At 68.2% G+C, this 20,493-nt stretch carries 18 protein-coding genes; 4 read left to right on the top strand and 14 right to left on the bottom strand.

Annotated features, from left to right (window positions below; translation table 11 throughout):
* Position 1 precedes the first annotated feature (1 nt).
* From fliN to EDC29_RS15480, 12 genes are all read right to left on the bottom strand, one after another.
* The gene (gene fliN / locus EDC29_RS15535) at positions 2-457 is read right to left on the bottom strand and encodes a flagellar motor switch protein FliN (protein WP_190287937.1); all 456 of its coding nucleotides are present in this window, start codon (positions 455-457) and stop codon (positions 2-4) included.
* Complete coding sequence (gene fliM / locus EDC29_RS15530; RefSeq protein WP_123140808.1) at positions 454-1,452, bottom strand: flagellar motor switch protein FliM; 999 nt, start codon at positions 1,450-1,452, stop codon at positions 454-456. The genes fliN and fliM overlap by 4 nt, the downstream gene beginning before the upstream one ends.
* Before the next feature lie 16 nt (positions 1,453-1,468).
* Positions 1,469-2,011, bottom strand: a complete 543-nt coding sequence (locus tag EDC29_RS15525; protein ID WP_123140809.1) for a flagellar basal body-associated FliL family protein — start codon at positions 2,009-2,011, stop codon at positions 1,469-1,471.
* 261 nt (positions 2,012-2,272) lie between these two features.
* A complete protein-coding gene (locus EDC29_RS15520) occupies positions 2,273-3,685 on the bottom strand; it encodes a flagellar hook-length control protein FliK (RefSeq protein ID WP_132230564.1) in 1,413 nt (470 codons plus the stop codon).
* A gap of 71 nt (positions 3,686-3,756) precedes the next feature.
* The gene (gene fliJ / locus EDC29_RS15515) at positions 3,757-4,194 is read right to left on the bottom strand and encodes a flagellar export protein FliJ (RefSeq protein ID WP_123140811.1); all 438 of its coding nucleotides are present in this window, start codon (positions 4,192-4,194) and stop codon (positions 3,757-3,759) included.
* Positions 4,191-5,570 carry a flagellar protein export ATPase FliI gene (gene fliI, locus EDC29_RS15510; protein ID WP_123140812.1) on the bottom strand — a complete coding sequence of 460 codons (1,380 nt, stop codon included), beginning with the start codon at positions 5,568-5,570 and terminating at the stop codon, positions 4,191-4,193. The genes fliJ and fliI overlap by 4 nt, the downstream gene beginning before the upstream one ends.
* Positions 5,567-6,406, bottom strand: a complete 840-nt coding sequence (locus EDC29_RS15505; protein ID WP_132230563.1) for a FliH/SctL family protein — start codon at positions 6,404-6,406, stop codon at positions 5,567-5,569. The genes fliI and EDC29_RS15505 overlap by 4 nt, the downstream gene beginning before the upstream one ends.
* Positions 6,403-7,413: a flagellar motor switch protein FliG gene (fliG, locus tag EDC29_RS15500; protein WP_123141885.1), complete on the bottom strand. Its 1,011-nt coding sequence runs from the start codon at positions 7,411-7,413 to the stop codon at positions 6,403-6,405. The genes EDC29_RS15505 and fliG overlap by 4 nt, the downstream gene beginning before the upstream one ends.
* On the bottom strand, positions 7,403-9,058 hold the full coding sequence (gene fliF, locus EDC29_RS15495) for a flagellar basal-body MS-ring/collar protein FliF (RefSeq protein WP_132230562.1): 1,656 nt from the start codon (positions 9,056-9,058) through the stop codon (positions 7,403-7,405). Before fliF ends, fliG begins: the two co-directional genes overlap by 11 nt.
* Positions 9,059-9,095: 37 nt before the next feature.
* On the bottom strand, positions 9,096-9,431 hold the full coding sequence (fliE, locus tag EDC29_RS15490; RefSeq protein ID WP_025275171.1) for a flagellar hook-basal body complex protein FliE: 336 nt from the start codon (positions 9,429-9,431) through the stop codon (positions 9,096-9,098).
* A gap of 259 nt (positions 9,432-9,690) precedes the next feature.
* Complete coding sequence (locus EDC29_RS15485; RefSeq protein ID WP_123140816.1) at positions 9,691-11,076, bottom strand: sigma-54 interaction domain-containing protein; 1,386 nt, start codon at positions 11,074-11,076, stop codon at positions 9,691-9,693.
* A gap of 208 nt (positions 11,077-11,284) precedes the next feature.
* Entirely contained in the window at positions 11,285-11,821 is a 537-nt protein-coding gene (locus EDC29_RS15480) for a PilZ domain-containing protein (protein WP_123140817.1), read from the bottom strand.
* Between the two features lie 159 nt (positions 11,822-11,980).
* On the opposite strand from EDC29_RS15480, the gene EDC29_RS15475 reads away from it, so the two are divergent.
* Positions 11,981-12,265, top strand: a complete 285-nt coding sequence (locus tag EDC29_RS15475; RefSeq protein ID WP_123140818.1) for a late competence development ComFB family protein — start codon at positions 11,981-11,983, stop codon at positions 12,263-12,265.
* Positions 12,266-12,280: 15 nt separating this feature from the next.
* Here EDC29_RS15475 and EDC29_RS15470 read toward each other — a convergent pair whose 3' ends face one another.
* Positions 12,281-12,625, bottom strand: coding sequence for a hypothetical protein (locus EDC29_RS15470; protein ID WP_123140819.1), 345 nt, complete (start codon positions 12,623-12,625; stop codon positions 12,281-12,283).
* Positions 12,626-12,749: 124 nt separating this feature from the next.
* Here EDC29_RS15470 and EDC29_RS15465 point away from each other — a divergent pair, with 124 nt between their 5' ends.
* Both EDC29_RS15465 and EDC29_RS15460 read left to right on the top strand, forming a co-directional pair.
* On the top strand, positions 12,750-13,499 hold the full coding sequence (locus EDC29_RS15465) for an endonuclease/exonuclease/phosphatase family protein (RefSeq protein ID WP_132230561.1): 750 nt from the start codon (positions 12,750-12,752) through the stop codon (positions 13,497-13,499).
* A 7-nt stretch (positions 13,500-13,506) separates the two neighbouring features.
* Positions 13,507-15,663 carry a VTT domain-containing protein gene (locus EDC29_RS15460; RefSeq protein WP_132230560.1) on the top strand — a complete coding sequence of 719 codons (2,157 nt, stop codon included), beginning with the start codon at positions 13,507-13,509 and terminating at the stop codon, positions 15,661-15,663.
* Positions 15,664-15,693: 30 nt separating this feature from the next.
* Here the strand turns inward: EDC29_RS15460 and EDC29_RS15455 are convergent, their stop codons facing one another.
* Positions 15,694-18,549 carry a PAS domain-containing hybrid sensor histidine kinase/response regulator gene (locus tag EDC29_RS15455; protein ID WP_123140822.1) on the bottom strand — a complete coding sequence of 952 codons (2,856 nt, stop codon included), beginning with the start codon at positions 18,547-18,549 and terminating at the stop codon, positions 15,694-15,696.
* A gap of 569 nt (positions 18,550-19,118) precedes the next feature.
* Between EDC29_RS15455 and EDC29_RS15450 the strand changes: the two genes are divergently transcribed.
* The gene (locus tag EDC29_RS15450) at positions 19,119-20,483 is read left to right on the top strand and encodes a V-type ATP synthase subunit B (protein WP_123141888.1); all 1,365 of its coding nucleotides are present in this window, start codon (positions 19,119-19,121) and stop codon (positions 20,481-20,483) included.
* The last annotated feature ends 10 nt before the right edge of the window (positions 20,484-20,493 follow it).

Here is a 20,493-nt window from a genome sequence, read left to right as displayed (position 1 = left end):
CTCATTTGAGTTTTCGCACACGCTCGCTGGGACTGATGACGTCGGTCAGACGGATACCGAACTTCTCGTTGACCACCACGACTTCACCATGAGCAATGAGCGTGCCATTGACCAGGACGTCGAGCGGCGCACCGGCCAGCCGGTCGAGCTCCACCACCGAGCCCTGATTGAGCTGGAGCAGGTTGCGGATCGGGATCTTGGCCCGGCCGATCTCCATCGAGATGGTCACCGGCACGTCGAGGATCATGTTGAGGTTGACGTTGTCCGACGGCGGCGTCTGATTGTCGGTGAAGTCCTCCGGCGTCATCGGCTGTGGCGAACCGGCGCCGAACTCATGGATGGCCCCACCCGGCGTCGTCTGCGGCGGGGTATCGGACTCCTTCTGCTCCTCGAGTGCCGCCGCCCAGTCGTCGGCCAGCGCGGCATCGTCCTGGCCCTTGCCTTTCTCCGGACTCATGGCGTCGTCGTCTCCTTGCTCCCTTGCAGGAATTCAGTGATCTTGATGGCGTTGTTGCCGTTCGAGGTGCCGAACTTGCCCCGAAATGTCGGGATATCCTCGACGTTGAGCACCACGGTCTCCGGCAGCTCGACCGGGATGATGTCGCCGGGGCGGACATCGAGCAGTTCGCGCACCGTCAAGGTCGCCTCGGTGAGCATCGAGAAGATCTCCACCTCGGCGATCTGCACCTCCTCCTGGAGCGCGTGCAACCAACGCTCGTCGACCCCGGAGCGGTCGGACTGCAGACCGGTGTCGAGCAGCTCGCGGATCGGCTCGATCATCGAGTAGGGCAGGGTCACGTGGAGGTTGCCGCCGCCGCCCTCGAGTTCGATGTGGAAATCGTTGATCACCACGATCTCGGTGGGACTGACGATGTTGGCGAACTGCGGATTGACCTCCGAGTTGACGTACTCGAAGGTCAGGTCCATCACCGGCTCCCAGGCCTTCTTCATGTCGTCGAAGGCGGCATGGAGCAGGTTCTGGATGACGCGCAGCTCCATCGGGGTGAAGTCACGGCCCTCGATGCGCGAGTAATAGCGCCCGTCGCCGCCGAAGAAGTTGTCGACCAGGGTGAACACCAGCCGCGGGTCGAAGACGAACAACGCGGTGCCGTGCAGCGGCGTCACCCGCACCAGGTTGAGGCTGGTGGGGACGTAGAGCGAGTGGATGTACTCGGAGAACTTGGTGACCTTGGTGCCGACCACCGAGATCTCCGAGGAGCGACGCAACAGGTTGAACAGGTGCACGCGCAGATAGCGGGCGAAGCGCTCGTTGATCATGTCGAGCGTGGGCATTCGCCCACGCACGATGCGCTCCTCGCTGGCGAGATTGAAGGGCCGGATCTGGCCATCGGCCGGATAGGGGTTGTCCTCGGTATCGATATCCCCGCTGTCGACACCATGCAACAGCGCATCGATCTCGTCCTGACTGAGGATGTCGGTCTGCTGGGCCATCGCCGCCTGTCCTCTGTTACTGCATCACCAGATCGGTGAACAGGACGCCCTCGATCCGTGCCGGCTCGCCGACCTTGATCAGCGCCGCGCTGAGCATCTCGGTGAGCGCCGCACGCAACGCGTCCTTGCCCTCAGGGGTGTTGAGCTGGGCATAGTCCTGCGCGGCCAGATGAGCCAGGAAGTCGTTGCGGATCATCGGCATGTGCTTTTCGATGGCGGCCGCCACCGCCTCGTCACGGGTCATCACCGTTACCCCGACACGGAGGAAGCGTACCGGCCCCTCGGCCGACAGATTGACCGTCATCGAGTCGAGCGGACGGTAGATCATCGGTCCCAGCGGAGCCGCCGGCGCTGCGGCGCCGGGCGCGACCATCTCGGTGCCCTGCTCGGCCGCCTCCTCACCCTCGGCCTCGGGATCATCGCCGCCCATCAGGAAGAAATAGGCCGCTCCCCCACCGCCGGCGAGGACCAGCACCACCAGCAGGATCAGGATGATCAGCTTCCACTTACCCGACGGTTTCGCGGCCTCGTCGGTCTCGGCCTTCTTGTTCTTCGCCATGGTTCACCCGAATTGACTGGCATCCGCGCGGGATGCGGATTGACTCCATCCGTGGAGCGGATCATGCCGCGATAGCGGAGACGACCAGGCGCGTCAGGATATTGACACCACTGGAGCGTCGAGCCTCGGGCACGCGCCGGACGCACGACGCGGCACCAGACCAGGCCGCGCGCCCGCACATCGGAGCAGTCTATCAAAGCCCGATGACTGGACGTAGGGAGGCGGGAACGGCGCTCGGCCGGGAGGACGGTAACGCCGCGATCAGACGAACAGATCGAGCCGTTGCGACAGGGCGCCGAGGGTGCTGTGGGTCAAGGGCTCGCCGGTCTCTCCCGGATCGCCACCACCCTCGCCACGACCGGCGCCACCGTCACGATCGGCCTGGGAACCGCGATCCTGTTGCTGCGGCGGCTGGTCGGCAATGGTCACCTCGCCGAGCGACATCCCCTCCTGGGCCAGCGAGTCGCGCAGCCGCGGCAATGCCGCCTCGAGCACCTCGCGGGCGACTGGGTTGGCGGCGAAGAACTGCACATTGGCCTTGTCGCCCTCCATCGCCACCCGTACCTCGAGCGCCCCCAGGCTCGGCGGGTGCAGCTTGATCTCGGCCGCATCCTCTCCGGCGCGAGCCAGCCACTGCATGCGCTCGACCAGCGCACGCTCGCCCCCCGGGCGCAGTAGCTGCTGGAAATCGAGCACCAGCGGGCGACTGGTCTCGGCGCCCGCCGGCTGAGTCGTCGCGCCGGTGCCGGTCGGCGCCGACACCGCAAGCCGCGAGTCCTGGTCTCGCTCCTGCTCGACAACCGAGGCGCCATCATGACCGCCCCAGCGCTGCAGCAGCTCGAACAATGCCTCGCGCGAGAATTCAAGACTGCCGTCGATCTCCGGCTGGAGCGCACGCGTCAGCCCCGGCGACAACGACAGGGCCGCAAGATCAGCACCCTCGCCCGACCTCACCGCCCCCCTGAGCAAGGCCTCGGGATCGGCATCGCTGCCGTCCGTCGTCACCGACTGCAACAACGACCGCAGGACCGGCGCCAGCGTCTCGAGTCCGTCCTCGGTCGACGCCCCACCCCCCTGTTGCTGGAGCAGCGCCGTCAGGCTTGCACGCTCCGCCGCCGAGAGCTCGACGCTGCTCGTCTCGCCTCGCAGCAACCCCCGCAGCCGCGCCACCAGATCGTCGGCACCATCGGCACTCTCGGTGCCGGTGGTCGCGGCATCGAGCTGGGCCTGCAATGCGTTGAGCAGGGCCTCGCCGCGCCCCGCCATCTCCTCACCGGGCAGCCGCGCGCCAAGCGCCCGGCCCTGTCCGAGCGGAAGTTGCTGCAACGCGGCGAGCACCACGGCCTCCCCCGTGCTCGGCCCGCTGCCCGGGAGTGCGGGCGCGACCACGCCCCCGCTCGGGACGACAGCGCTCGGCAGCTCGGCGGGGAGTTGCTGGAGCAAGGCGACCAGCGAGGCGAGCGCCTCATCCGGGGTCTCGGCCCCCTGCAACTCGGAGTCGAGTTCTTCGAGGTCGACGCCCCAGCCCGAGAGCAGTTCGCGCAGCTGGCCCTCGAGCGCCTCGGTGAAGGCGCCGCCCTCCCCCGCGGGATCAACCGCCGCCGCCCCGGCCGTGGCGCCGGAGAGCAGCTGCAACAGGCCATATGGCTGTAACTGAGCTGTTTGCGCTTGCATGACCGCGATCCTCGCTATTGATGAAGGGGGCTTGCACCGCCCCGGCTAGGCGCCTGTCGCATCAGCGGGCCTCATTCCTGGTGACGCTGATCGAAGGCGCGCCGGGTCGCCCACATGTCCTGTTCGCGCTGCTGGCGACGCCCCTCCTGGAGCGCCTCCTGTTCACGACGTCGCTCGATCAGCTTGTCCAGCGACAGGCTCGCCTGATGGCGCTCGAGCCAGAACGCACGGGCCTGATCGACCTGTGCCTGAGCGGCATCGACACGCAGCTCCTGCTGATCGAGGGCCTCGCGCAGCTGATCGCGCATCCGCGCCAACTGCTTGAGCATGTTGACATCCTCCGGCACCAGGGCGTTCAGATAGTCGTTGAGATAGCGCTCGAGCTGCTCGCGCTGGGCCTCGACCTGGTTGAGAGTGTCGAGCCGCGCGGCGAGCCCCACCGCGGCCTCGTTCTCCTGCGCCTCGCGGATGCGCAGCAGGCGCTTGAAACGACGGATGCCGGCGCTCACGGCCCACCCCGCATCAGCGCGATCAGGCTGTCGCGGGCCTCCTCGAAGGTCACGCACTCGCTGCGCTGCTGGGCGAGATAGGCCTCGAGACGCGGGTACATCGCCACCGCCTCGTCGAGCTGGGGATCGGTGCCCTTGCGATAGGCGCCGACGGCGATCAGGTCGCGGTTGGCGGCATAGGTGGCCATCATGCCGCGAAAGCGCCGCGCCGCCTGTTCGTGTTCGGGGCTGATCAGCGCGCTCATCACCCGCGAGACCGAGGCGCCGACGTCGATCGCCGGATAGCGCCCGCTCTGGGCGATCTCGCGCGAGAGCACCACGTGCCCGTCGAGGATGCCGCGCGCGGCGTCGACGATCGGGTCGTTCTGGTCGTCGCCCTCGGCGAGCACGGTGTAGAAGGCGGTGATCGAGCCGCCGCCCTTGTCACCGTTGCCGGCGCGCTCGACCAGCGCGGGCAGGCGCGCGAACACCGAGGCCGAGTAGCCCTTGGTCGCCGGTGGCTCGCCGATGGCCATGGAGATCTCGCGCGCGCCCTGGGCAAAACGCGTCAGCGAGTCCATCAGCAACAGCACGTCGAGCCCCTGGTCGCGGAAGTACTCGGCCACCGTGGTCGCCACCAGCGCGCCGTGCTGACGCAGCAGCGGCGACTGGTCGGCCGGCACCGCCACCACCACGGTGCGCCGGCGCGACTCGTCGTCGAGGATGTCGTGGATGAACTCGTTGACCTCGCGACCGCGCTCGCCGATCAGCCCGACGACGATGACGTCGGCGGCGGTGAACCGGGTCATCATCCCCAAGAGCACGCTCTTGCCCACGCCACTGCCGGCGAACAGCCCGAGGCGCTGGCCGCGACCGACGGTGAGCAGTCCATTGAGGGTGCGCACGCCGACATCGAGCTGGGTGCGGATCGGGTCGCGGGTGAGCGGATTGATCGGGCGCCCGTCGATCGGCATCTCTTGCTGCGCGCGCAGCGGCCCGGCGCCGTCGAGTGGCTCGCCGTTGGCGTCGATCACCCGCCCCAACAACTGCGGCCCGACGGCGATGCGCCGCTGCTGGTCGAGCGGCTCGATCCGCGCCCCCGGCACCAGTCCCTCGATCCGCCCCTCGGGCATCAGGAAGGTGCGCTCGCCCTGGAAGCCGACCACCTCGGCCGAGACCCGACCACCGCTGGCGGTATGGATGGCCGCGCGCCCGCCGACCGGTAGCCGGATCCCCTCGGCCTCGAGGGTCAGCCCGACCATCCGCGAGAGCTGCCCCTCGGGCTGGGGCGGCGCCACCTTGTCGATGCGCCGCCCCGATTGTGCCAGGCGCTCGCGCAACCCGCTGACCAGATCGCGGGTGCCCTGCTCGCGCAGTCCATCGATCAGCTCGCTCATCGCTGCTCGACCTCTTCATCGGCCAGTGCGACGTCTCCCGTCTCCGGCGCAGCGTCAACGTCGGTAACGGCAGCATCCACCGAAGCCGCCGGCGACAAGGACTCGGCGCCGTCGACCACTGGCTCGTCAGGCGTCGGTTCGACCTCTCCCCAGAGCGCCTCGACACTCTGACGCAACCGCTCCTCGAGGGTGGCGTCGATCCGACTCGGGCCACTCTCGATGGTGCAGCCGCCACGGGCGACACCCGGGTCCGGGCGCCAGCTGATGCGCTCGTCACGGTCACGGGCATAGGCCTCGAGGATCTCCGCGTCCTCGGGGTTGATGCGCACGCGGATCTCGCGATTGCGCGAGGGCAGCTGCCCGAGCGCACTGCCGAGCACCCGGGCGACGTGTTCCGGGTGCTGCTCGAGCTCGGCCATCACCACCCGTCGCGCCATCGCCACCACCAGCGCCAGCAGCTCGGGCTCGAGCGCATCGGCGGCGGCGGCCAGGGGATCGGCGAGATCGCGGGCCACGCCCTCGAGGGCTTCGACCGTCTCGCGTACCTTTTTGTCGTAGCGCGCCCGGCCCTCCTTCTCCGCCTCACCCTGGCCGAGTTCGCGCCCCTCCTTGTAGCCGGATTCGAAACCGGCCTCGTAACCGGCATCACGCGCGGCCTGCTCGATCGCCTCGATCTCGGCGGCGGTCGGCAGATAACGCTCGGGTTCGGGCTCGACCTCGGGTTCGGGCTCGGGTTCGGGCGCGGGCGGCGGCGCGCCGACATCCGGCGGCTGCCAGCGTTGCACCGGCCCGTCGAGCAGGTCGGCATAGAGCACCGAAGATCCGGAGCCGCTCACACCATCTGCTCCCCGCCGGCCCCGCCGAGAACGATGTCACCGCTCTCGGAGAGTCGACGCGCCACGGCAAGGATCTCCTTCTGCGCCCCCTCGACGTCGCTCAACCGCACCGGCCCCTTGGCCTCGAGGTCCTCGCGCAGCATCTCGGCGGCGCGCTTGGACATGTTCTTGAAGATCTTGTCCTTGAGCGCGTCATCGGCGCCCTTGAGCGCAAGCACCAGCGAGTCGGTGGAGATCTCGCGCAGCAGGGTCTGGATACCGCGATCGTCGACGTCGACCAGGCTCTCGAAGACGAACATCAGCTCCTGGATGCGTTCGCCGAGGTCCTCGTCGACCTGGGTGACCCCGGACATCACGTTGGTGCTCTGCGAGGCGTCCATGAAGTTGAGGATGTCGGCGGCGGTCTTGACCCCGCCGACCATCGAGGACTTGGCGGTGTTCTTGCCCGAGAGCTGGCGCTCGAGGATCTCGTCGAGCTCGTGGAGCGCTGCGGGCTGGACGCCGTCGAGGGTGGCGATGCGCAGCACGATATCCGACTGCATCCGGTCGGGGAGATAGGAGAGGGTCTCGGCGGCCTGGTCGGCGTCGAGGTGCGAGAGCACGATGGCGACGATCTGCGGGTGTTCGTGACGGATCATCTCGGCGATGGCGCGCGGATCGAGCCACTTGAGCGCCTCGAGCCCCTTGGAGTTGCGCCCGAGCAGGATGCGGTCGATCAGCCCCGAGGCCTTGTCCTCGCCGAGCGCGGAGTTGAGCACCGAGCGCACATAGTCCTCGGCGCCGATCCCGAGCGAGGTGTGCTCCATGGCCGTCTCCGAGAAACGTTTCAGCACATAGTCGATATCGGTGCGCGAGACCCGCTCGAGCGAGGCCATGGCGGTGCCGATCTTCTGCACCTCCTTCGGTCCCATGTGCTTGAGCACCTCGGCGGCTGGCCCCTCACCGATGCTCATCAGGAAGATTGCCACCTGCTCGGGGCCGGGGCGCTTGGACGGATCAGTTGCCATCTTCGTTCAGCCAGCTCTTCATCACCTGTGCCACGCGTTTCGGATCCTCTTTGACCAGCTCGCGCACCGCCTCGAGATCGACCTGCTGCTGATCCCCGTCCTTCGGCCCGGTGAGCGCGGCGATCGCCGCGCTCTGCTGGGTGATCGCCACGGTATCCTCGCCGAGCTCGCCCTCGCCGCCGGCCCCACCGCCCTCGCCCGACTGGTCCTCGAGCGCGGCGGCAGCCTCGTCGGCGGACGGCGGCGCGAGCTGACGTACCGCCGGACGCACGATGGTCAAGAGTACCATCAGCGCGAGGATCAGCCCGGCGCCGATCTTGGCCAGCTCGAGGAACCACGGCTGGGTCCAGACCGGCTCGGCGTCGGTGGTGTCGGCGGGCGTGAACGAGGCGGTGATCACGTTGAGCGAATCATTGCGCGCATCGTCGAACCCCACCGCCTCACGCACCAGCGCGCGAATGCTCGCCAGCTCCTCCTCCGTGCGCGGCACCCGCACCACCTCGCCTTCCTCGTTGAGCTCCTCGCGATAGTCGACCACCACCGCCGTCGACAGCCGGCGGATATTGCCCGGCATCTCGCGCACGTGCGAGATCGCACGATCGATCTCGTAGTTGCGCGTCTTCTGCATGCTGCGACTGCTCGGCATCATCGGGTCGGCCACCGGCGCCTCGCCGACGGCGCCACCGGCCGGCGGCTGGTTGGTCAAGGCGCCGGGGATGCCGCCGATCGCCGGGTCGCTGCCGACGCGCTCCTGCTCGCTGAGCTGCTCGGAGCGCACCGCGGTGCGCTCGGGATCGAACGACTCCTGGGTGCGCTCGACGCGGGAGAAATCGATGTCCGCGGCCACCTGCACCCGCACCCCGTCGCGCCCGATGATCGGCACCAGCAGGGTCATCACCCGATCGACATAGCTGCTCTCGAGACGGCGGATGTAGTCGAGCTGGTCGGCCGAGGTCGACAACCCCATCTCGTCGTCGTTGCTGGTGAGCAGCCGACCGTGCTGGTCAACCACGGTGACCTGCTCGGGATCGAGCGCCGGGATGCTCGAGGACACCAGATGAACGATGGCTGCGACCTGGGTGTCGTTCAAGGCCCGGGTGCCGCGCAGATGGACCACCACCGAAGCGCTCGCGGGCTTGCGCTCGCGCACGAACACCGAGCGCTCGGGCAGCGCGAGATGAACCCGCGCACTCTCCACCGGATCGAGCGCCGCGATCGAGCGCGCCAGCTCGCCTTCGAGCGCACGCTGATGGCGCGCTCCTTCCATCAAGCGACTGGCGCCGAATCCCATGTCCTCCTGCAGCAGCTCGAAGCCGAAGTCCGAGGCGCGTGGCAGCCCCTGACCGGCGAGCAATAATCGGGTCTGGGCGATCTGGGCCTGGGGGATCTCGATCCGTCCGGAGAGTTCATCGATGCGGTAGGCCACGCCGAGCTGATCGAGCGCCTGAACCACCTCGGCCGCCTCGGCATTCTCCATCCGCGAGAACAGCGGCGCATAGGTCGGGCGCATCGCCCAGTAGAGGATGGCGCCAGCCACCACCAGACCACCGGCGATCATCCCCAGCAACGCGATCTGCCGACCCACCGGCAGTTCGTTGAAGGTCTTGATTCCAGTAGAAAAGGCGGCTGTCAGCGAAGACGCCATGGATGAATCTCTCCGTGGATCCGCGCGCCGTCAGCGCTCAGACCTGCATGCTCATGACTTCCTGGTACGCCGACAACAGCCGGTTGCGCACCTGATTGGTCGCCTCGAAGGCGAGACTCGACTTGTTCATCGCCACCATCACCTGCGGCAGACTGGTATTGGCCTCACCGAGCTCGAAACTGGTCTGCACCTGCTTGGCCTCCTGCTGCAACGCATTGACCGAGCGCAACGAATCGCGCAGCGCGGTGGCGAATTCACCGCCCTCGCTCGGCGCCGTCGGCTGCTGCGTCGCAGGCATGCTCCCCTCGACCCGTCCCGACTGCGAGAGCGCGCGCATCTGCTGCAAGACGTTCTGGATCTGCATGTCACTCACGTTCACAATCTCCCATCTCTTCAATCCACGTAATCCGGTTGGATACGCAGGTGCAGCGGCGTACCCGACCCTTGGACACGATTGGGATATTGCAAATTAAGTGCCAAAAACCTCAGGCATGGCGGCAGGGCCTGACGGACAAGGGCTGCGGCAGGATTGCGCAACCCCGGGCGCAGATGACGAGCAGCATCATCACCGACAGGACGTCGAATTCTTGACGGCCAATCTCGGTCTCCCGCTCGGCCGGGGGGGGGCTTTGCTAGTCGCCGCCGCGCCCCAGGCCGAACTTGCGCATGCGCTCGACCAGGGTGGTGCGACGCATGCCCAGACGTCGCGCGGCACGCGCCACCACCTGATCGTTCTGTTCCAGGGCGGTGACGATCATGCGGCGCTCGAGCTCGTTGAGATAGCCGCGCAACTCCACCCCCTCAGGCGGCAGGGCGCCTTCCTCGCACCCTCCGGGGAGCGCCGGGGCGGCGACCGGGGCCGGGGGCAACCCCTCAAGCACCTCGGCGGCCGCCTCGGGGCGAAAGCGCGGCGGCAGCTGCGCCAGGTCCACCGGCTCCCCCGGATAGAGGATCGCCAACTGTTCGAGCAGATTGGAGAGTTCGCGCACATTGCCCGGCCAGGGCAGCTGCGCGAGATAGGCGATGACCGCCGGGGTCAGCCGCGCGGTCTCCACCGACTGCGCGCGCAAGCGCTCCTCGAGCGCGCCGATCAGCAGCGGGATGTCGCTGCGCCGTTCGCGCAGCGCCGGCAACTCGATGGGAAAGACGTTGAGACGAAAGAACAGATCCTGGCGAAAGGCGCCGGCATCAACCGCCTCCTGGAGGTCTCGATGGGTGGCCGAGATGATCCGCGCCTGGGCCTGGATCGGCTTGTTGGAGCCGACCCGCTCGAAGGTTCGCTCCTCGAGCACGCGCAACAACTTGACCTGCATCGGCAGCGGCATGTCGCCGATCTCGTCGAGAAACAGCACGCCATCGGCGGCGAGCTCGAAGCGCCCGGTGCGAGCGGTGAAGGCCCCGGTGAAGGCCCCCTTCTCGTGACCGAACAGCTCGCTCTCGAGCAGGTCGGGCGGGATGGCGCCACAGTTGACGGCGACGAAGGGCTTGTCGCACCGCGACGAGGCGGCATGGATCGCGCGCGCCACCACCTCCTTGCCGGAGCCGGTCTCGCCGAGGATGAGCACCGTGGCATCGCTGTTGGCGACCTGGGTGATGGCGCGCTTGACCCCACGCATGATCGGATGGGCGCCGACCAGGCCCTCGATCCCGGACGTCTCGACGGCATCGGTCGCGTCCGCCCGTAACCACTGCAACACCGCCAGCACCCGCCCGACAACAGGCGGCTCGTCGACCACACAGACATGCCCGGGCAGCGCCTCGCGGGCACCGTCGAGCGGCTGACAGATCAGTGGCAGGGAGGGTGGACGGACACGCTCGAGCTGCTCGGCCAGACGCGCCCCCGGCGCGCACAGCCAGAGTGCTGCGAGTGACATCGTGTCGAGTTCGTCGAGGGCCTCGAGTGGCTGCACCTCGCAGCCGAGGAACTCCAGGATGTGTCCGGTCCTGTCGCGCGCCGGCTGATCACCGAACACACCGATCCGCACGCGTTGCTCAAATGGGTTGCCCTCGCTCGGCATCGTAAACGCAATCCTTCCGCGGTGAACGCAGCCCCGCGCTCGTGACACTCGCGCCCGCGACACGCGGAAGGCGAGCAGACGGCCGCCGAACCGGCTTGCTGTTTGCTCCGGAGAGGGCGCATCGCGATTCTTGATGGAGCGACGAGTTTCTAACGTCCGCGTCGGCCACTGTCAAGCACGCAGACCCCATGGTGCGACCGAAGGCGCGCTATCGCCGCGCCCGCGCCACTGCGCGCCGGTGCATCCGAAACACCCAACGCCCCAGCGCCTCGCGCAGCCCGTCATCACTGAACCGCCAGCGCGCGCCCATCGCACCATCGAGTTCGCAGACCGTCTCGAGCCCGAGCACCAGCGGCTGGGCGAAGGCTGTCGAGGGGTAGAGCTCGAGCCGATCATCGGCAGTATCGAGCAGCGCGGCGGGCAACACCACCCCCTCGGCGCTCAAGGTCGCGCTCACCGGCGCCGGGAGTTGCGCCTGCATCCAGGTCGAGAGCAGCTGCATCAGCAGGTCGACCTTCGCCTCGAGTCGCTGCAGCTCCAGCGAGGGCGTCTCGTCGCGCCCGCCACGGCCACCGTCTTCGAGCATCGCGATGGCATCGAGCAGCCGAACCCCCGACTCCGCCGGGGTCGGGGGGCGACGGCTCGGCGCCAGCGCCAGCACCAGGGTGATGGCCAGGCCGTCGCCCAGCACGCCCCGCCATGCGGCGGGAATGGCGGCATCGGTCGAGCCGTGTCGATCGTGCATCTTCGCTCCTTTGGGATCGAACTCGGGACTTGCTGGACGACACGCCCTGCGTCATGGTCGAGATCGCGAGGCTTCGGCTAAGATAGCGCCGACCCATGGCGCATCGTGCCCACCCCGGGGCCGGCGCCATCCCGATAGGCAGAACCGGAGTCGACCGTCATGCTCTCCAGCATCGAGAATCACTATGAACGCCTGGTCGCCGCGCGTATCAGCGAGCTGCTCGCCGAGCGCGGCGAAGCCTTCGACGCAGACTACTTTGACGATCTCGCCTGTGTCGCGCTCAATTATCTGCCGCCGCGCTACGTACGCCACAGCATCGACTTCGCCTCGCACCAGAGCGACGAGGAACGCTCGCGCATGGCCGAGGAGGTCGCCGACGCCGTGGCCTTCGCCTTCGAGACCACCCGCCGCCGCCGCACACCGCGGCCCCACGAGGAAGACTGACCCCGACAGCGAGGCTCAGGCCTCGGCGTCGAACGACCCGCGCGTCGGCGCCGCCGGCCCGGGATCCAGCGCCGCGCTCAAGCGCGCCTCCCCGCTCGTCTGCGAGGTCGTGGAGGCGGGTTCGGCGGTGTGCTCGCCGGCCTCGAGTGCGAGACGGACGCGGGCGCCGATCTCGCCACCCAGCACTGCGCCGTCGCGCGCCTGTTCGTCGCTCGGGCGGCGCGGGCCGACCGCCTCGGGATCGTTGACCGGACGTGTCGACTCGGGGCGCGTGGCCACCCGCCCGAGCCCAAGCCGCTCCGACATGCTCGGACGCGCACCGGTGGGGACGAAGGGAACCGAAACCGGGACATCGATCATGGTGCTCACTCCTGCGCTGACGCTGAACCAACACGCCTTGCGACATCCTTTTCGTCTGCCCACAGTATAGGGGAGCCGGCCCGGGGACGACGTGGCCGCGGTTGAATCACGCCACGCGGCAGCCATGTCATGGAACATGATGGCCGACCAGGACCCGCGCCAGCGGCTGCGCGTGGTCACCTACAATATCCACGGCGGGATCGGCCGCGACGGTCGCCGCGACCTCGGACGCATTGCCACGGTGCTGCGCGCGCTCGATGCCGACCTGATCGCGCTCCAGGAGGTCGACTCGACCCCGACAGCACACGCGCCCTCGGCACAGATGCACGAGCTGGCGCAACTCGGCGACTATCACGCCATTCCCGGTCCGACCATCCTCACCCACGACCGCCACTACGGCAACGCCCTGCTCACCCGGCTGCCGGTCATCGCACTCACCCGTCTCGACCTCAGCGAACGCCGGCGCGAGCCGCGCGGAGCCATCGTCGCCGACCTGCGCACCGCGCACGGCACCCCGCTGCGCTGTCTCGCCACCCATCTCGGGCTGAAGACCCGGGAGCGACGCCGCCAGGTCGAACGCCTGCGCCCCTGGATCAGCGACTCACCCGCCCCCCTGGTGGTACTGGGCGACTTCAACACCTGGTGGCCGCTGGCGCGCACCGAACGCCAGCTCTCCCGGCTGCTCGGGCCCACCCCGAGGCTCGCCAGCTTCCCCGCCGCCTGGCCACTGCTCGCGCTCGATCGCGTCTGGACCCGACCGGCGGGACTGTTGCAGCGACTCGAACGCAGCCGCGACCCACGGGCCCGCATCGCCTCCGACCACCTGCCGCTCTACGCAGAACTGGCGCTGCCGCGCGCCACCCGAACAGGATGACCCCCCGATGGAACGTCACACGCCCAACCCATTGCTGGTACCCGGCGAGACCTGCTGGCAGATCACCGGCACCCGCCGTCTGGCTCCACTGATCGATGGCGAACGCTACTTCGCCACCCTGCGTCGGGCACTGATCAATGCCCGGCATCGCATCCTGATCCTCGGCTGGGACCTGCACAGTCAGCTCGAGCTGGTGCGCGAGGACCCCGGCGACGGGCTGCCGACCCGACTCGGCGAGCTGCTCCATGCCCTGCTCGAACGCACCCCCGGGCTCGAGGCCTGGATCCTGCTTTGGGACTATGCGCCGATCTACGCGCTCGAGCGTGAACCGCTGCTCTTCGGCATCCACCCCTGGCGCCAGCACCCTCGCCTGCACTTCGCCCTCGATGACAATCATCCGCTGGCGGCCAGTCACCACCAGAAGCTGGTGGTCATCGACGACGCACTGGCCTTCTGCGGCGGCTTCGACCTCGGCAAGTGGCGCTGGGACAGCAGCGCGCACCAGGCCGAGGATGCCCGTCGACGCGATCCCGACGGCAAGCCCTACCCGCCCTTCCACGACCTGCAATTGATGGTCGACGGCGAGAGCGCCGGCGCACTCGCCGAGCTGGCGCGCGCGCGCTGGGCGCGCTGCGGCGAGGAGACGCCCGCGCCGAGCCCACCACCGGTACACGATCCCTGGCCCGAAGGGGTCGCTGCGCTGCTGCGCGACCAACCCTGCGCCATCGCCCGCACCCAGCCGCAGCAACCGGCGCGCGACGACCAGGCACCGGAGCGGGAGGTGCGCGAGGTCGAGCAGCTCTATCTGGCGTTGTTCGCACGCGCCGAGCGGCTGATCTATCTCGAGAACCAGTACCTGACCTCGACCACCCTGTGCAGCGCGCTGTGCGAACGCCTCGACGAGACGCACGGCCCGGAGGTGGTGATCGTGCTGCCGCGCGAGACCGGCGCCTGGCTCGAACAGCACACCATGGACATACTTCGCGCCCGCCAGCTCGAGCGCCTGCGCGAGGCCGATCGGCACGCTCGACTGCGCGTCTACCACCCCGAGGTCCCCGGCCTCGAGAGCGGCTGCCTGATGGTCCACGCCAAGCTGGCGATCGTCGACGACCGCTGGTTGCGGGTCGGATCGGCCAATCTCAGCAATCGATCGATGGGGTTGGATACTGAATGCGACCTCTGTCTCGAGGTCACCGACGAGGAGGGACGGGCACGCATCGCCGCGCTGCGCCGCGAACTCATCGGCAACCTGCTCGACTGCGAGCCGCAACACCTGGCAAGCGCCGAACGGGAGGCCGGCGGACTGATCGGGGCAATCGAAGCGATCCGCGCCGACGCCCCTCCGGGGCGCAAGACCCTGACCCCGCTGGAGGGCGCCGTCGACCCGGAGTGGGAACGCCAGCTCCCCGACGAGCGGCTGATCGACCCCAAGCGCCCGCTCAACGTCCTCGATGTCGGCGACGCCGTGCTCGGGCGTCGTCATCTGCCGCACGCGCGGCGCCGACTCAGATTCGGGATCGCGCTGGTCGTGCTGCTCGCCGCGCTGGCGATCCTCTGGCGCTGGAGCGGCCTGGGCGAATCACTCGATCCGCAGCAGCTCGCCGAGCAACTGACCGATCAGCTCCACGCCCCCTGGGGGCCGGCGCTGTTGCTCGCGGGTTTCGTCGTCGGCAGTCTGCTGGCGATCCCGGTGACCCTGCTGATCCTGGTCACCGCGCTGGTCTACGGCCCCCTGGCCGGGGCCAGCTATGCCCTGCTCGGCTCGCTGCTCGCGGCGCTGGCGGCCTACGGGCTCGGTGCCTATCTCGGTCGACCCGCCGTCAACCGGCTCGCCGGCGGACGCATCCACCGCCTCAGCGAGCGCCTGGCACGGCGCGGCATCCTCACCATCATCGCCGTGCGCATCGTCCCGGTCGCCCCCTTCACCCTGCTCAACCTGCTCGCCGGGGCCTCGCACATCCGCCTGCGTGACTACGCCATCGGCACCTTGATCGGGATGCTGCCCGGGGTGGCGACGATGGCGGTGTTCGCCGAGGGGTTGATGGCGTTGCTGCGCCGCGCCGGTCCCGAGCAGTTCCTGCTGCTCACCCTGGCACTGGCGCTGATCGTCGGGCTGACCCTGCTCGCCCGACGCCTGCTGACGGTGTTCGTCGAGCAACGCTGAGCGCTCGCCGCGACAGTGTTCCGACCGAGCTCAGCCGCGCCCGGGGTCGGTGGCGATTGCCGCCAGCAGCTGTCCCTGGAGGACCTCGGCGCGCGCCAGCGACACCTCGAGTATCTCGATCTCGGTCTCATCGCGCAGCGCGACATCGAGGGTGCGGCACAACCGCTGTAGCTCGACGAACCCCAGGGTCCCGGCGACACCGCTCAATGCATGTGCGAGCCGCCGCGCCTGATCGCGATCGCCCGACTGCAACGCCCGGCGTAGCTTGGCGAGATCCTCGCGATGATGCTCCGCGTACATGCCGACCAGTCGCGTATAGACCTCGCGCTTGCCATGCAGGCTCCTGAGGGCGAAGCTCAGATCGACATGACCGAGCTGGGCGAGCCGCTCCAGGACGTCGCCGGTGGCGACCTGTTCGTCCCCCTGCTCCAGCACCACAGCGCCCGCAGCGACGGCGCCCGATGGGGGCGCGCTCGGTGTCTCGGTCATGGTGCGCGAGAGCCAGTCGAGCAGGGTGGCATAGAGGGTCTGGGGGTCGACCGGCTTGGAGACATGACCGTTCATCCCCGCCGCCTCGCAACGGCGCCGGTCGTCATCATAGGCATTGGCGGTCATCGCGATGATCGGTCGCTCCTCCCAGCCGGGCAACCGGCGCAACCGCCGGGTGGCCTCGAGTCCGTCCATCTCGGGCATCTGCAGATCCATCAGGACCAAATCATAGTGAACCCGCCGCGCCATGGTCACCGCCTCGCGGCCATTGTCGGCGACGTCGACCTCCAGCCCGACATCCTTGAGGATCTCGGCGGCGACCTCCTGGTTGACCTGGTTGTCTTCCACCAGCAGCACCCGGGCACCACGATGGCGTTCGCTCAGATGCGCCGCAGCATCCCCTTCCTCGCGTGGCACACCGAGTTCGATCGGATCCTGGTTCTCGGCCTGACCGAGCCAGGCGGTGAACCAGAAGGTGCTGCCCTTGCCGGAAACGCTCTCGACCCCGGTCTGGCCTCCCATCATCAAGGCCAGCCGGCGAGTGATCGCCAACCCCAGCCCACTGCCCGAATAGCGACGGGTGGCGGAATTGTCGACCTGGGTGAAGGGCTGGAACAGCTGCTTGAGATCGGCGGGCTCGATGCCGATCCCGGTATCGGTGACGGCAAAACGGATCAACAGGCGTCTGCCACGGGTCTCGAGGACCTCGGCACGCAGCAGGATGCGGCCCTCGTGGGTGAACTTGATCGCATTGCCCAGATAGTTGAGCAACGCCTGGCGCAGTCGCGTACTGTCGCCATGGAGCACCGCCGGCAGCCCTTCGGCCTCGCAGTCGAGTGCCAGCCCCTTGGCCGCGGCCTGCGCCTGGACCAACGCCTCGACCTGGTTGAACAGCTCGGCGATGGCGAAGTCATGGGTCTCCAGCGTGAGCTTGCCCGCCTCGATCTTGGAGACGTCGAGGATGTCGTTGATGATCGACAGCAGGTGGTTGGCCGCCCCCTTGATCTTGGCCAGGGTGGCACGTTGCTGCGGCGTTGCCATCTCGCGCCCGAGCAGATAGGTCAGCCCGAGGATGGCGTTCATCGGCGAGCGGATCTCGTGACTCATGTTGGCGAGGAAGGCGCTCTTGGCCCGGCTGGCCTCCTCGGCGCGCTCACGCGCCTCGGAGAGCTGACGGGTGCGCGCCGCGACCAGCTCCTCGAGATGATCGCGATAGCGCTCGAGCTCCTCGGCGATGCGCTTCTTCTCGGTGACGTCCTCCTTGACCGCAACATAGTGGGTGATGCGCCCGTCGGGTTGACGGATCGGCGCGATCACCGCCATCTCGATGTATTCGCTGCCATCCTGACGACGGTTGACGAACTCGCCGCGCCACACCTCGCCACGGGCCAGCGTCGCCCAGAGGTCGCGATAGGTCGAGCGCGGCGTGCGCCCCGACTGCAGGATGCGCGGGTTGGCGCCGATCAGCGCCTCGCGGGCATAGCCGCTGTTGTGCACGAAGGCCTCGTTGACATACTCGATGGTGCCATCGGGGTCGGTGATGGCGATGCTCTCCGGGCTCTGCTCGATCGCCAGAGAGAGCTTGCGGATATGTTCCTCGGCGGCCTTGCGCTCGCTCAGGTCGATGTCGACGCAATACATCTGCGGCTCGCCGTCCGGGCCGCGCAACATCACGTGACTGGAGAAGACGTGCGCCGGCGAGCCATCGGCGCGACGCAGGGTCATCTCCCCGGCCGGCGGGACCGGGGCACCGTGGACCCAGGAGTCGACCGCGCTGATCACATAGTGACGCAGCGCGTCGGGAATGATCAGGTCCTCGAGCTTGACGCCAAGCGCCTCGGCCGGGCGGTAGCCGTAGAGCACCTCGCTTGCCGGGTTCCAGTAGATCACCCGACGGTTGCGATCATAGCCCTGCACCGAGATCGCCTCGACCTGCTCGAACAAGGCGTGGAACCGGGTTTCGGTATCCCAGGCCGCCTCGGCGGCGCGGCGACGCTCGGTGACATCGCGCGCACTGCCGAGCAGCGCGAACCGCCGCCCCTGCTCATCGCACAGCGGCGCACAGCTGATCTCGAACCAGCGCGACTCACCGCCACCGGGACGCTCGAGACGCTGGTCGCGGCGCGACTCGCCCCCGTCACCGAGCACCGCCGCGGCCTGCTCGCCGAGCGCGGCGGCAAAGGACGGCGGAAACAGGTCGGCCTCGGTGCACCCGATCACCTGCTCGGCGGCGATGCCGAAATGCTGCTCGAAGGCGGGATTGCAATACAGATAGCGGCCATCCAGATCCTTGACCCAGGTGGGATCGGGGAGCTGGCGCACCAGGTTCTCGAAAAAGGCCTCGGCGTTCGCGGCCTTACCGGCCCCACGCTCGCCAAGTCGGAAAAGCCATGCCATGGACTTGTCGGAAATCGCTCGATCCGTTGTTGCAAGACTCGCGCGCCTGCCGCCAGTCACGACGGGCAGGAGGTGTCGCGCACGCCCGGGTCGTCAACGTGATGTTCGTCTCCGACGACTTGCCCCACGTCACACGCTGGCGATCTCGCCCACCCCGATCAACGCGTGACGCGCCCTCCGTGACAGCGCACCCGCCGTGGTCTCTCGGCAGCATGCGCCTTGGCCATCCTTAAAGTCAGACCCCTTCGTTACATCCGGCCCGAGGGGCCGGGGTCGCTCACCTGTTTCTGGCGGCCAGCGCCGTGCTTGTCAAGCCTGGGGAGGCGCCATTCGTCTGCCCGAACATCCCCGACAGCAGGTCTGGGGAATCGGCCCGGAGGTCTACAATCGCATGTTTCGACGAGGAAAACACGACCGCCGGATGACCGTCGGCAACGCCCCACAGGGCCACCGTTCGAGCACCGACCAGACCATTGTCAACTGGAGCCATCGAGACGCAGCTGATACCATCGACTGAGAGCAGGCCCGAGGCATCCGCCCCGCGCCAGACCAGCACGGAGACCCTCAAGGTGACCCAAACCCTGGTTCGCTACTCCAAGGTCGTCGAGATCGTCGGAGACATCCTCAAGGTGAGGGTCCCGAGCCGCGGCGGCAACACTCAGACCCGTGTCGCCTTCGACGATCTGGCGCTGGTCGAGGACCCCGGTGGCTTCAGCTCGCTGGCGCGCGCCATCCGCATCGACCGCGACCTGGTCTCGCTGCAGGTCTTCGCCGGCACCAAGGGGCTCTCCACCGAGGCCTCGGTACGCTTCCTCGGGCACCCGATGCAGGTCACCTACTCGGCCAACATCCTCGGGCGGGTATTCCGTGGCGACGGCGAGCCCCTCGACACCGCCCCCGACCTCTCCCAGGACCCCAAGCTCGACATCGGTGGTCCGCCGGCCAACCCCGCGCGCCGACTGCTCGCCTCGAAGATGATCCGCACCGACGTGCCGATGATCGACGTCTTCAACTCGTTGGTCGAGAGCCAGAAGATCCCCATCTTCTCGGTCGCCGGTGAGCCTTACAACCAGCTGCTCGCGCGCATCGGCATCCAGGCCGACGCCGACATCGTGGTGTTCGGTGGCCTCGGGCTGATCTTCGACGACTATCACTACTTCCTGCGTCGCTTCGAGGATGCCGGGGTGTTCGCCCGCACGGTGATGTTCGTCAACCTCGCCTCCGACCCGGTGGTCGAGCGGCTGCTAGTGCCGGACATGGCGCTGGCGGTGGCCGAGCGCTTCGCCGTCGAGGAGGGCAAGCGGGTGCTGGTGCTCCTGACCGACATGACCGCCTATGCCGACGCCATGAAGGAGGTCGGTATCGCGATGGAGTCTGTCCCCTCGAACCGAGGCTACATGGGCGACCTCTACTCCCAGCTCGCGCGCCGCTACGAGAAGGCCGCCGACTACAAGGACGGCGGCTCACTGACCATCCTCTCGGTCACCACCATGCCCGGCGACGACGTCACCCATCCGGTCCCGGACAATACCGGCTACATCACCGAGGGGCAGTTCTATCTGCACGACGGCGCCATCGACCCCTTCGGTTCACTCTCGCGACTCAAGCAGCATGTCATTGGCAAGGTCACCCGCGAGGACCACGGCCAGATCATGAACACCATGATCCGCTTCTACTCCGGCGCCCGCGACGCCGAGCAGAAACAGGCGATGGCCTTCGAACTCTCCGAGTTCGACCACCGCCTGCTCAGGTTCGGTCGGCTGTTTCGCGAGCGCTTCATGGACATCGAGGTCAGCCTGCCGCTCGAGGCCGCGCTCGATCTCTGCTGGCAGACCCTGGCCGAGTGCTTCGAGCCCGCGGACCTGTTGATGAAGCAACAGCTCATCGACAAGTACTTCCCCCGCCTCGACGACCCGCACGACGCGGTCGCCTGACCCCGGGAGC

Origin of the sequence: Marichromatium gracile (assembly GCF_004343155.1) — a bacterium.
GTDB classification, from domain to species: Bacteria; Pseudomonadota; Gammaproteobacteria; order Chromatiales; family Chromatiaceae; genus Marichromatium; species Marichromatium gracile.
Note: the sequence above shows the minus strand (reverse complement) of the source record. Positions and strands in the feature narration are given on the sequence as shown.